This window comes from Actinoplanes sp. DH11 (assembly GCF_020873875.1).
Lineage (GTDB): Bacteria > Actinomycetota > Actinomycetes > Mycobacteriales > Micromonosporaceae > Actinoplanes.
Genome location: NZ_JAHWGU010000030.1, coordinates 74518 through 87225, shown reverse-complemented (window position 1 = coordinate 87225; position 12708 = coordinate 74518). Strand labels below are relative to the sequence as shown.

Sequence of the window (12708 nt, the reverse complement as noted above, 5' to 3'; positions counted from 1 at the left end):
GACCCGATGACCGGTCAGCTCTGCGATCTGCCGCCATCCAAGACCGGTGATGCACCAGGTGACAAATGCCAGCGACGCGTAGCGAACATCTCGCATCCGAGCCGGCCCGCAGCTGCGGATTCGACCTGGCGGCGCGGTTCGTCGGGTGAAGTTCGGCGAACCGCCGTCAGGGTCCGTAACGCCGGCACTGGTCCCGGTCGGACCAGTCCGCCCGCATCAGCAGTTCGGGGGTGAGGGGGGCCTGCCCGAACGCGGCACGGACAGCTCCGCGGAAGTTCCACATGGCCTCGGCGAACGGGTGGTACACCGCGTGGTACTCGGACGCGTCCAGACCAGCACCGCCCATGATCGTGGTGCGGATGTCGACGAGCGCGAGGAACACCTTCTCCGCTGCCGCGACCAGTTCCGGGCTGCCGGAGAGCAACATGCGCTCCCGCTGGGCATAGAGACCGGACTCGTGGACGGCAAAGGTGGCCGCCTCGGACAGGGCGCCGTCGTGCCGTCCACGGGCACACTCCCGCAGCGCGTTGTGTGCGGTGTCGAGCGCCAGCACGAAGGCGACGCAAATGCCCCACAGGTCGGTGGCCGGGCCCCGTTCCGCGTCCCGGCCATCCCGGGCCCGCTCGTACCGTCGCAGATCGCGCAGTTGCTCGGCCAGCCGGCGCGCCAGGGTCACCTCGGCCGGACTCGCACCCAGCACGGCGGCGAGGCGGGCGGCGGTGCTCGGGATCGGTGCCTTACGCCCGTTCAGCAGCTCACCGACGAAGCTGCGGGACATGCCGGCCCGAGCCGCGATCGAGGTGTTGTTAAGCGTGCCGGCCCGCACCAGCCGGTGGAACAGCGCCACCAGATCCGTGGCCGGCCCGGACGGGATGTCCGCAGCGCTGCGGCGGCCTCGGGGCATCGCACCATCCTCGTCTCGGAGTCTTTCGCATCCTTAACATAGGCATCCGTCCCGGCACCAGACACGCTCACCGTGCGGCACCGCCGCGACCAGCGCCGTCGCGGTGCGATGCCAGGTCAGCCCGGTGGACAGGCGCCGACGCACTTCCTCGGCGTGCCCGAATGCCGCCTCCGGGTCGGCCACGACCCGGTCGATAGCGGCCCGCCAGACCCGCACGTCGGTCTCCGGGTCGTCCACGATGTCCACCACCATCGGGTCGGCGAGCCGGCCGAGGCGATTCCGCAACAGCTCCGCGACCCCACTCTTGGCGCTGGCCAGCAAGGGTGTCCCGGCGGCGATCGCGTCCAGGGCGACCAGACCAAAACCTTCGACGCGGGACGGCATCACGCAGACAAGAGCGCGCGCCAGATCGCGGCGCAATTCGCCCTGGTGCGTCGTGAACGGCCGCACGTCGAGGCGTTCCCGGGCGAGCCCGGACAGGCCGACCAGAGAGCGGTGCAGGGCGTCGCATTCGGCCGGGGCCGCGCCGCGGACCAGCAGGCCGACCGGGGGTCCGGGCGGCCCGGGCAGAGTGGCCACGGCCCGTGCCGCGATGTCCAGGCCCTTGAGTTCCCGGTCATCGGTCCGGCCGAGCACGAGCACCTGCCGCTTCGGAGGTACTGACCGGCGTCGCGCCGTGGTCGGTCCCAGACCCGGGTCCAGTTGCAGCACCGGCCGCCCGCCGGAGCCGTCCTCCAGCAGGTCCTCGGCGTAACGCCGGAGCCGGGGACCGACAGCCGCGACGATCTGCGCATCGGCAGCGATCCGCCGGGTGATGCGCTCCCGCTCCTCCGTCCTGGCCGTGGCGCCGGGCGCGCCCTTGAACCGCTCCAGCTCCGACGGCGCGATATGCATGATGAGTGCAAGAGCCGCTTCCGGGTGATAGCGGTGAACCTGCACCCAGGCGGCCGGACCGGTGAAGCGGTCGTGCCCGATCACCAACTGTGGCCGGAAGGCGCGCACCTTCTCGGAGTCGAGCATCATGGACGGTCCGGCCGGCGTCCGTTCTGCCGCGATCATCGTCACCCCGGCCGCCTGCGCCTCCTCGACGTCCTCACGCGTCGGCGCGTTCACCAGGCAGGCGGTCGGGAACCCCGCCTCGGCGAGCGCGATCACCAGAGACCGGTTGAACGCCGGGATACCGCCCTTGGTCGCCGGCCACTCGCAGTTCATCGCGAGTACCCGTGGCTTCTCTGCCGGCTCATCCATGATCGCTCCTCGCTGATACCTTGTTCGATCGCGTCAGCAATGAGAATGCGGTTCCACCGGCGGCCGATCGCCCAACTCTGGAACGGACCGCCCGGAGGTCAGAGTTCTCCCTGTTCACGAGCCTGTGACCGGCAGCAGCACACTGGAATCCCGCGCGTGGAGACCGAGGAGCCGTGATGGCAGAACCGGAACGCAAGGAACTGGGTAATCGGCTCGCCCGGCTGCGCAAGGACGCGGGCCTGCGCCAGACCGACATCGCCAGGATGATCAATTACCGGAACTCGACGGTCTCGAACCTCGAGACGGGCAAGTGGAAGGTCCTGCCCGACGAGCAGGTGATCCGGGCATGGGTGGACGCCTGCCTGGAACTGCTCGACGCCACGGCGGGCGAGCGGGACGAGCGGCGCGCCGACATCAATTCCCTGTACACCGCGCTGCGGACGCTGCAACACGTCGACACGCCGGCGCCCGGCGTGCCACTGGCGAACCAGCTTCGACGTGACCTGCCCACCTTCACCGGCCGGGCGGCCGAACTCGACCGGCTGCGGACCGCCGTGGAGACCGCCCGGTCGGCCGGGACGGTGATCGCCGTACATGCGGTCGACGGCAAGCCGGGCGTCGGCAAGACCGCATTCGCCAACCACGCCGCACATCGGCTCGGCCGGCAGTTTCCGGATACCCGGCTCTTCATCGATCTGCACGGCTACACCTCCGACCGGTCACCGCTGACCGCCGGGGAGGCCCTGGAACAACTACTGAAAGCTGTCGGGGTGCCAGCTGGCGCGATCCCGGCGACCCTCGACGAACGGGCTGCCCTGTGGCGCGTTCGCATGGCCGGCCAGCGGGCGCTTCTCGTCCTCGACAATGCGATCGACGCCGGCCAGGTGACGCCGCTGCTGCCCAACGGACCGCACACCCTCGTCCTGGTCACCAGCCGCCGCAGACTCGTCGAACTGGAGGCGGCCACCGTCGCCCTCGACGTCCTGCCACCGGACGAGGCCGCGGAGATGTTCCGGCGCGTCGTCGGCCGTGACCTTCCCGAGGACAGTCCGGTCGACGAGGTGGTACGACTCTGCGGCCACCTGCCGCTGGCAATCTCGCTGGCTGCGGCCAGGATCCGTAACCGGAGAGCCCTCAGCGTCGCGGAACTGGCCCGCCGGCTCGGCGCGGAGCACCGGCGATTATCGGAACTGCGGGTACGCAACGTGGAGGTGACCGCGGCACTCCACCTGTCGTTCGACGCATTGGACGCCGAGCAGCGCCGCTTCTTCCGCACCCTGGGTCTGCATCCGGGTGCGGACGTCGACGGCTACGCCGCCGCCGCACTGTGCGCGCTACCGGTCGACGATGGCGTGGCCCACCTGGAAGGCCTGTACGGGGACAATCTCGTCGACGAGTACGTCTACGGCAGGTTCCAGATGCACGACCTCGTCCGCGACTACCTTGACGAACTCAACAAGGAGGTCGCCGAGAACGATCGGGAGCGGGCCCGCGGGGCCCTGTTCGACTACTACGAGCAGGTGTCATGGCTCGCCGATCGGCACCTGACGCCGCGCCGGGACGATCCGGCTCCGCCGTCGTTCTTCACCGGCTCCATCCCGCCGATCGGCGACCGGCGGCAGGCCGTGACCTGGCTGTCGGCCGACCGCGCCAATGTCATCGCTTGTCTCGGCGTCCTCGATGACCGATCACCTCGGCTGGTGCGGATGACCACGGCCATCTCCTGCCACCTGCGCCGGACCGGCCCGTGGGACACGGTGATCCGGTTGCAGCAGCGGGCCGCCGAAGCGGCGGCGGCGCTCGGCGAGACCCGGCACGCCGAGCGCGCCCGGCTCGAACTGGCGATCGCACTGCGCAACCACGGCGACTACGACGCCGCGCTCACCGTGCTGGACGACCTGCCCAGCGACGTGGACAGCCTGCTGGAACGCGGCACCGTGCGGATGCTGCTCGGCGGCTACGACCAGGCCCGGGCCGACTATCAGGCCGCCCTCGGCCTGGCACGCGCCGCCGGTGACGAACACGACGTCGCGAACGCCCTGCTCGAGCTCGGCACCCTGCATTACCTGCTCGACCACTACGACGAGGCCGTGGCGCTGCTCTCCGAAGCCCGTACCCACTACGAGCGGCTCGGCGACGAGCCAGGGCTCGCAAGCGTGCTGCGCAACCTCGGCAACACCTGGTACTTCATGGACCGCTACGCCGAGGCGATCGATGCCCTGGAACGGGCCCGCGACCTGGGCCGGGAACTCGACCTGCCGCTGGTCGAGGCACAGGCGACCACCAAACTGGGCAGTGTCCTGCGGCTGATGGGCCGCCACGAGGACGCCCTGCGCCGGCTCGACGAGGCACGCGAGCTCACCCGGCGGCTCGCCGACCGATCGCTGGAAGCCGAGATCCTCATCGACACCGGGGCCGCGCTGCGCGAACTCGGCCACATCGACGAATCCGAGACGGCTTTCGCCGAATCCATCGAGCTGTACGACCAGATCGGCGAAGACCTGGGCCGGGCCTGTGCCCTGAAGGAGTACGGTGACCTGCTCGTCACAGCACAGCGGCTGGACGACGCCCGCAGCCGGCTCGTCGAGGCCCGCGACCTCTACCGGTCCCTGAAGGAACGGCTGGGTCAGGCAGCGGTCGACAACTCCCTCGGCCGGCTGGAATCCATGGCGGGCCGTCCCGGGGAAGCGGTGCGTGCCCACGAGTCGGCGCTCGCGGTCGCTCTCGAGGTGGCCACACCATTGGAAGAAGCCGAGGCCAGGCTGGGCACGGCCGAGGCGCTGGCACAACTCGGCCGGACCGACGAGGCCCGAGCGGCAGCCCAGGCGGCACGCGCCCTGCTGCTGAGCATCTCCGCAGCGGGCGTCGACCGGGCCGACGCACTGCTGCACCGCCTGGGCACATGATCATCAATCGGGCCGACACCGGGTGCGTCACCGCCGGCGGGCGGTGACGCACCGAGGGACCTCCGGCGGGACGGCGCCCTCCCGGGCCGCCGTGCGGAGAGCACGGGCGGCCCTTCGGCGTACCCGTGCTCCCGCGTCCGCGGCGGCCGCTGTCACCAGTTGTAGAACCGCAGGTGGTCGAACTCGGCGGTGACCGCGGGGTCGGCGCCGCCGTGGGCGACCAGGCCGATGCGCGGGGTGGTGTCCGCCGGCAGCGTCCAGACGCCGCCCCAGGTCCAGGTCCGGCCGTCGCGGCTCACGCCGGCGCGGTACTCGTGTTCGCCGGACTTGTCGAGGCGGTGGGCGAGGCGCAGCCAGGTGGTGGTGCGGCCGGGGGTGCCGGCGATGGTGCCGCCGTAGGACGTGGCGCCGGCGAACGGCATCTCCTTGCCGAACTCGACCTGCCGGGTGTTCCAGATGGCCACGGTGGACAGGCGGGCGAAGTGGTCGTCGTCCACGTACGCGATGAGGCCCGCCTGCTGGAAGTTGCGCACCGTGTCCTCGCCCAGGTCCAGGGTCACCTTCGTCTCGGCGATCCAGGAACCGGTCCGGGAGCCGGCGCCGGCGCCGGAGCCGGAGCGGGCACCGTCCGGCGGGTCGCGGAGCAGGACGCCCGCGCTGTTGGAGTCACCGGTGAGGTCGGCGCCCTGCACCGGCCAGCGCAGCCGCCCGCCACCGACCGTGACGGCGGCGTCCGGGCGCACGAAGTCCCAGCCCGCGCCGAGGCCGGCGGAGTCGAAGTCGTCGGAGGAACCGCGCAGCAGCCGGCCGGGCTGCGGCACCGGGGCCGGCCGGACCGGGCCGAGGTGCCGGCCGGGTGCGCGCACCTGTCGTTCCGAGGCCCAGGCGCCCGCGTTCACCGTCGGCCAGCCGCCGATCCAGTCGAGGCGGTCCAGCAGCATGGGCCGCTCGTTGACGCCGAACGGCTCGTCCAGGTAGGGGTCGGCACGGTCGATGGCGTGGTAGACCAGCCAGTCCTGGCCGGCCCGGTCGGTGACGAGCCCGTTGTGGCCGGTGCCGACCCAGCGGTTGCCGTTCGGGGCGATCACCGGGGTGCCGCCGGCGCGGGACACGTTCAGGGACTGGCCGTCGCGGTCCACGAACGGGCCGAGCGGGCTGCGCGACCGGCCGGCCGAGACGGAGTAGCCGGTGGTCGGGCCGGCGCAGCAGTTCGCGGACGAGGCGAACAGGTAGTACCAGCCGGCGCGGCGCACCACGTACGCCCCTTCGAACTTGTTGTCGATCGCGACCCGGGTGGGTTCGCCGACGGTGCGCAGGCCGTCGGCGCTGAGCCGGGAGACCCAGATGCCGCCGAAGTAGCTGCCGTAGTAGAGGTAGCGGGTGCCGTCCGGTGTGGTCAGCTGCGCCGGGTCGAACGTCCACCACCATCCGCCGTCCGGGGCAGCGCGCGGTGGCACGGCAGGTTCGGCGGCGAACGTCCACGGGCCGGTGGGTGCCGGTGCGGTGGCCACGCCGATCGCGGACGCGCCGTCGGGTTCGGTCTCGGTGACGGTCACGTACATGACGTAGCCCTTGCCGGCCTTGCGCACGTCCGGTGCCCAGAGAGCGGCGGTCGGGCGGGCGTAGGACGGCAACTGGCCGGCACCGAACGCGTCACCGAGGTACGACCAGTTCACCAGGTCGGTGGACCGGGCCATCGGGATGCGGTGCGGCGTACCCTCCCCTTCGCGGAGCGGGTCGCTGGTGCCGTAGGCGTACCAGTCCCGGTTCTCGCCGGGGATGATCACCGGGTCGGCGAAGGTGTCCGCGAAGCTCGCCGACACGGGGTTGGTGTAGGTGGTGCGGTCGTCGGCACGCGCCGCGGCAGGCGTGAGGAGCCCGGCCGTGGCCAGCAGAACCACGAGGAAGCGCATGGTCATCCCTTCAGACCGGAACGGGAGACGCCTTCGATGATGTAGCGCTGCGCCAGCACGAAGAGCAGCAGCGCCGGGATGCTGGCGATCGCCGCACCGGCCATCACCACCGGGTAGTTGATCGTGTATGCGCCCTGGAGGATGCCGAGGCCGGGCGGCAGCGTGAAGCTCTCCGGGCTGAACAGCACGTAGATCGGCCAGATGAAGTCGTTCCAGTTGGACAGGAAGCTGATCAGCGCCAGCGTGGCGAGTCCGGGTTTGGACAGCGGCAGGATCACCTTGGTGAAGACCTGCCACGCGTTGGCGCCCTCCAGCACGGCGGCCTCCTCGAGTTCCCGGGGCAGGCTCTCGAAGAACTGGCGCAGGAAGAACACGCCGAACGCGCTCGCCGCACCGGGCACGATCAGCGCCCACAGGGTGTCCAGCCAGCCGAGCCGGTCGATGATCAGGAAATTCGGGATGATCAGCGTGAAGATCGGCACGAACAGGGTCGCCAGGATCATGCCGAAGAACAAATTCTTGCCCCGGAACTGCATGCGGGCCAGCGGATAGGCGGCCATCGACGCCACGATCAGCACCAGGACGGCCTGCCCGGTGGCGGCGAGCATGCTGTTGAGGAACCAGCGCAGCACCGGGGTCTGCGAGCCGGTCTCGAACAGCGTGCCGTACGCCTCGGTGGTGGGGTCCTGCGGCAGCACGGTCGGCGGAAGCTGGGTCGCCTCCCCCGGTGTCTTGATCGACGTGAGCAGCATCCACACCAGCGGGGCGATGAAGATCAGGCTGAGGCCGAGCAGGACGGTGTACCAGGCAATACCTCGGACGCGGCTCATGGCATCAATCCCTGGTCCGGAAGAGGCGGAAAATGATCAGGCTGATCGCCAGCAGGGCCAGGGTGAGCAGGTAACTCATCGCCGCCGCGCTGCCCATCTTGAAGTCGCGCAGACCGGTCTGGGCGATATACATGATCGCCGTACGGGTCTCCACACCCGGCGCGCCCTGCGTGATCAGATAGGACTGACCGAACATGTTGGCCGCCTGCAACACTGTGTTGATCACGACGAAGAGCAGCACCGGCCGCAACCCGGGCAGCGTCACGTGCCGGAACTCGGCCCACTTGCCGCCGCCGTCGATGCGGGCGGCCTCGTAGAGTTCGCGCGGGATGTCCTGGAGCCCGGCCAGGTAGATCACCGCGTTGAACCCCAGGGTCCACCACACGGTGACCCCGACCAGGGAGAACCAGGCCCACGGCAGGTCGGTGGTCCACGGCGTGCTGCCGCCGAGCAGCGCGTTCACCGCACCCAGGTTCGGGTCGAGCAGGAACCGCCACAGCACACCGATGACCGCCACGCCGAGCACGTACGGCGCGAAGTAGGTGGCCCGGAAGAACGTGCGGCCGGGGAAGCTGCGGTTCAGCAGCAGCGCCACGGCCAGCGGCGCCACCAGCAGCAACGGCACGCTCAGGGCCGTGAATACGCCGGTGGCCTGCATCGACTGCCAGAAGAAGTCGTAGACCGCCGACGCCGGGTCGAACAACGCCTGATAGTTGTCCAGCCCGACGAACGGCTTGCCGGGCAGCAGGTAGTCCCAGTCGTGCAGGCTGATCCACAGCCCGTAGACCGCCGGCGCCAGCATGAACGTGCCGAAGAGCAGGAAATAGGGTAACAGGAAGAGGTACGGGGTGAACGACGCGTTACGCCGCATCCCCGGGGACACCTGCCCGCCCTCGGTCTGCTCCCGTTCCTGGAGCATGGTCATGGTCAGCCGCCGTACTTCTTGCGGTTCTGCTCGAGGATCTGATCGGCCTTGGCCGCCGCGTCGGACAGCGCCTTGGCCGGCTCCTTGCGCAGCAGCACCGACTCGTTGACCGCGGTGACCACGGTGTTCAGCGCGTCCCCGATGCCCGGCACCGACGGCGGGTAGTGCACGTAGTCGATCTGCTGTGCCAGGGCCGCCTGCTCCGGCAGAGCCTTGAACCCGGCGCTCTCCCGGACGTCCTTGCGCGCCGGCACCTGCCCGCCCTTGGCCCACTCCAGCGACTTCTGGCTGATCCAGTTGATGAAGACCTTGCCGGCGGTCAGCTTGTTGTCGTCCTGGCTGCGCTGCTTGAACTGCACGAACTGGTGCGAGCCCGCCCACACCGCCTTCTGGGTGCCGATCTGCGGCACCGGCGCCGCACCCCACTGCAGGTTCTTGTCCTGCGCGAGGGTGTTGACCGTCCAGATGCCGTTCCAGTTCAGCGCGTTCTTGCCGTTGCGCAGCGACACCAGGTCGGCGTCCTGCGCGACGTTGCGCGGGCTGTAGCCCTTCTTGACCAGGTCGGTGTACCAGGTGAGCGCCTGCACGCCCGGGTCCTGGGCGAACGTCGCCTTCTGGGCGCCCGCATCGAACAGGTCACCGCCGAACTGCCAGAGCAGGCTGTGGAACCACATGCTGCCGGTGAACTGGAAAGGGGTGGCCCAGCTGCCCTGGATGCCGGCGGACTTCATCGTGTCGAGCGCGGCCATGTACTCGTCGTTGGTGGCCGGCGGCTTCGCCGGGTCGAGACCGGCCTTCTCCATGACCTCCTTGTTGTAGAACAGGCCGAGCGGGTGGACGTCGAGCGGCACCCCGTACCGCTTCTCGTTGTAGACGCCGGCCTGCCACACCGGCGGCGAGAAGTCGGCCTCGGTCAGGTTCAGCGACTTCGCCAGGTCGTCCAGCGGCAGGATCACCCCGCGGGCGGCGTTCGTAGCGACGCTGTCCACGTGCATGATGCCCAGGTCGGGGCCGTTGCCGCTGGCGACGGCGGCGGGGACCTTCTGGTAGTAGTCGACCCACTGGTAGACGTTCATCGACACCTTGATGTTCGGGTGCTCGGCGTTGAACTGCTCGACGAGCGTCTTCATGAACGCGCCGTCGCCGCCGGTGAACCCGTTCCAGAAGGCGAGCGTGACGTTCGGCCCGGTGTAGGCGGTCGCCGCCGGCGCCGCGTTCTGGCCGCCCCCGGTGACCTTCTCGTTGGGCCCGCTGTCACCGCAGGCGCCGAGCAGCACGGCACCGCCGGCGCCGGCGCCGAGGCCGAGCAGGCCGCGGCGGGTCAGATGTGCGTTCACGGTTTCTCCTCGATGGTGAAGCTGAGCGCGTGCCAGGAGACCGGGGGCAACAGGACCTCGGTGCTGCTGCGCCGGACATCGGGCGTGACCCGCTGCGGGTCCGCCGCGGTGTTCGTCAGCCGGTGGTCGTCCGCCGCCAGCACGAGGTGCTCGCCGGGACGGTGCCCGGGGAACGCGCGCAGGTCGATGTGCAGGGGAATCGGTTCGGTGCCGCGGTTCACGGCGAAAACGGTCAACGCGGTGCCGTCCACGGTGGCGACGGCGTCGACCGCGGGGACCTCGCCGTAGTGCCCGGTGGTCATGGCCGGCCCGGTGATCGCGGGCAGCAGGACGGTGCCGCGGGCCAGCCGGGCGGTGTGTGCGAAGGGATGGAAGATCGTCTGCCGCCAGGCGGGACCGCCGGGCAGCGTACGGATCGGGGCGATGATGTTGACCAGTTGGGCCTGGCAGCCGACAGTGAGCCGGTCGGCATGCCGCAGCATGCTGATCAGCAGGTTGCCGACGACCATCGCGTCGGTGACGGTGTACTCGTCCTCGATCAGCGCCGGGGTGTCCTCGATGTCCCGGTCCTCCGGCTCCACGAGCCGCGATTTGTACCAGACGTTCCACTCGTCGAGGGCGAGCCGGATCCTCTTGGTGCGGCGCAGTTTCGCGCGCACGAAGTCGGCGGTGGCGACCACGGCGTCGACGAACTCGTCCAGGTGCACCGCGGAGGCGCGGAAGCTGGCCTCGTCGTACCGCTCGGGGTCGTAGTAGGAGTGCAGCGAGAGGTAGTCGACCTGGTCGTAGGCGTGCTCCAGGACCGTCGCCTCCCACGCCGCGAACGTCGGCATGTCCCCGTCGGAGCTGCCGCACGCCACAAGTTCGATACCCGGGTCGACGCGCCGCATGGCGTGCCCGGCGCGGGCGGCGAGCCGCCCGTACTCCTCGGCCGTCAGGTTGCCGATCTGCCAGGGACCGTCCATCTCGTTGCCCAGGCACCACATCCGGATGTCGTGCGGCCGGGCGACGCCGTGCTTGCGGCGCAGGTCCGCGGCGGCGGTGCCGGTGTCGAGATTGCAGTACTCCACCAGCTCGGCCGCCTCGGCGACGCCCCGGGTGCCGAGGTTCACCGCCATCATCGGCTCCACGCCGGCCAGACCGGCCCAGCGCATGAACTCGTTGAGGCCGAACGCGTTGCTCTCGATCGAGCGCCAGGCCAGGTCCAGCCGGCGCGGCCGGTCACCCACCGGGCCGACACCGTCCTCCCACCGGTACCCCGAGACGAAGTTGCCGCCCGGGTAGCGCACCGTGGTGACCCCCAGCTCGCGGACGAGCTCCAGCACGTCGGTGCGCAGCCCGCCGTCGTCGGCGCCGGGGTGCCCGGGCTCGAAGACGCCGGTGTAGACGCAGCGCCCCATGTGCTCGACGAACGAGCCGAAGAGGCGGCGGTCGACCGGACCGACGGTGAACGATGGGTCGAGTGTGAGCCGAGCCACTGTCATGAGTCACTTTTACAACGTTGGAAGCCGCGTTGTAAAGAACTGGTTAAATGCTTCGATGATCAGCGAGCGGTGCTCTCCCGGGCCACGAGCCGGTGCTGGACCCGCACCTCCCGGGCCGGCGTCGCCGCCACCGCGTCCCCGCCGAGCCGCTCCGCCAGCAGGTCGACCGCCAGATGGGCGATCCGTGCCGTGTCCGGCGCGACGGTGCTCAGCGTCGGCGTGCTGAACCGGCCGTCCTCGATGTCGTCGAACCCGATCACGGCCACCTCCTCCGGAACCCGGACACCACGCTCCAGCAGGGTCCGGATCGCACCCAGCGCCAGCAGGTCGTTGAAGCAGAACACCGCGTCCGGCCGGCGCGGACGGTCCAGCAGCGCGGCCATCGCGGCCGCGCCGTCGGCCCGGTGGAACCGGTCAACCCGGGCCACCAGCCGCGGATCGAACGGCAGACCAGCCTCGTCGAGCGCGGCCCGGTAACCCGCCAGCCGCTGGTGCGCGGTCGTCGCCGACGCGAAGTCCTGCGCGCCGATCGCCGCGACATTGCGCCGGCCCAGCGCGCACAGATGCCGGGTGGCGTCCGCCGCGGCGGCCGTGTTGTCGATCGCCACGTGATCGGCGGGGCCGTGCCACACCCGCTCCCCCAGCAGCACCATCGGCGTCTCGCCGCCGCGCGCCAGCTCCTCGCCGGTCAGCGCCAGCGGACTGAAGATCAACCCGTCGATGGCGTGCCGGCGCAACCCCGCCACCAGGTTGCGCTCCCGCTCGGCGTGCCCGTCGGTCTGGTCGATCAGCACCGTCCACGACCGCCGCTCGGCCGCCTGCACGATCAGGCCCGCCACCTCGGCGAAGTAGGGCGACTGCAGCTCCGGCACGGCCAGCGCGATCACTCCGGACCGCTTGCTGCGCAACTGACGGGCCGCGACGTTCGGCACGTAGCCCAGCGCGTCGATGGCCGCCTGCACCCGGGCGCGGGTGTCCGGGGCGACGTGGACGTAACCGTTCACCACGTTGGAGACCGTCTTGATCGACACACCCGCCCGCGCGGCGACATCCTTCAGGCCCGGCGGCACGCCCGAACTATACAACGTTGGCAATCCCCGCCGGCCCGCCCTCTTGACACGGTGCGGTGTTATAGACGTGGATCGTTCCCCAGCACAGGTG

Annotated in this window: 9 protein-coding genes; 1 reads left to right on the top strand and 8 read right to left on the bottom strand. The window is 70.4% G+C overall.

Annotated elements, in window-relative coordinates; genetic code table 11:
• Positions 1–166 precede the first annotated feature (166 nt).
• Both LPA41_RS33280 and LPA41_RS33275 read right to left on the bottom strand, forming a co-directional pair.
• On the bottom strand, positions 167–904 hold the full coding sequence (locus LPA41_RS33280) for a helix-turn-helix transcriptional regulator (protein ID WP_229075086.1): 738 nt from the start codon (positions 902–904) through the stop codon (positions 167–169).
• Positions 905–937: 33 nt separating this feature from the next.
• Entirely contained in the window at positions 938–2152 is a 1215-nt protein-coding gene (locus tag LPA41_RS33275) for a glycosyltransferase family 4 protein (protein WP_229075085.1), read from the bottom strand.
• 176 nt (positions 2153–2328) lie between these two features.
• On the opposite strand from LPA41_RS33275, the gene LPA41_RS33270 reads away from it, so the two are divergent.
• Positions 2329–5058: a helix-turn-helix domain-containing protein gene (locus tag LPA41_RS33270; RefSeq protein WP_229075084.1), complete on the top strand. Its 2730-nt coding sequence runs from the start codon at positions 2329–2331 to the stop codon at positions 5056–5058.
• Between the two features lie 152 nt (positions 5059–5210).
• Here LPA41_RS33270 and LPA41_RS33265 read toward each other — a convergent pair whose 3' ends face one another.
• The 6 genes from LPA41_RS33265 to LPA41_RS33240 are packed head-to-tail and all read right to left on the bottom strand — an operon-like array spanning position 5211 to position 12617.
• Positions 5211–6971, bottom strand: coding sequence for a family 43 glycosylhydrolase (locus tag LPA41_RS33265; protein WP_229075083.1), 1761 nt, complete (start codon positions 6969–6971; stop codon positions 5211–5213).
• Between the two features lie 2 nt (positions 6972–6973).
• Complete coding sequence (locus tag LPA41_RS33260; protein WP_229075082.1) at positions 6974–7801, bottom strand: carbohydrate ABC transporter permease; 828 nt, start codon at positions 7799–7801, stop codon at positions 6974–6976.
• Positions 7802–7805: 4 nt separating this feature from the next.
• Positions 7806–8726, bottom strand: a complete 921-nt coding sequence (locus tag LPA41_RS33255) for a carbohydrate ABC transporter permease (protein ID WP_229075081.1) — start codon at positions 8724–8726, stop codon at positions 7806–7808.
• Positions 8727–8728: 2 nt separating this feature from the next.
• The gene (locus LPA41_RS33250) at positions 8729–10063 is read right to left on the bottom strand and encodes an ABC transporter substrate-binding protein (RefSeq protein WP_229075080.1); all 1335 of its coding nucleotides are present in this window, start codon (positions 10061–10063) and stop codon (positions 8729–8731) included.
• Complete coding sequence (locus LPA41_RS33245) at positions 10060–11547, bottom strand: alpha-N-arabinofuranosidase (RefSeq protein ID WP_229075079.1); 1488 nt, start codon at positions 11545–11547, stop codon at positions 10060–10062. The genes LPA41_RS33250 and LPA41_RS33245 overlap by 4 nt, the downstream gene beginning before the upstream one ends.
• 59 nt (positions 11548–11606) lie before the next feature.
• Positions 11607–12617, bottom strand: coding sequence for a LacI family DNA-binding transcriptional regulator (locus LPA41_RS33240; protein ID WP_229075078.1), 1011 nt, complete (start codon positions 12615–12617; stop codon positions 11607–11609).
• Positions 12618–12708 lie beyond the last annotated feature (91 nt).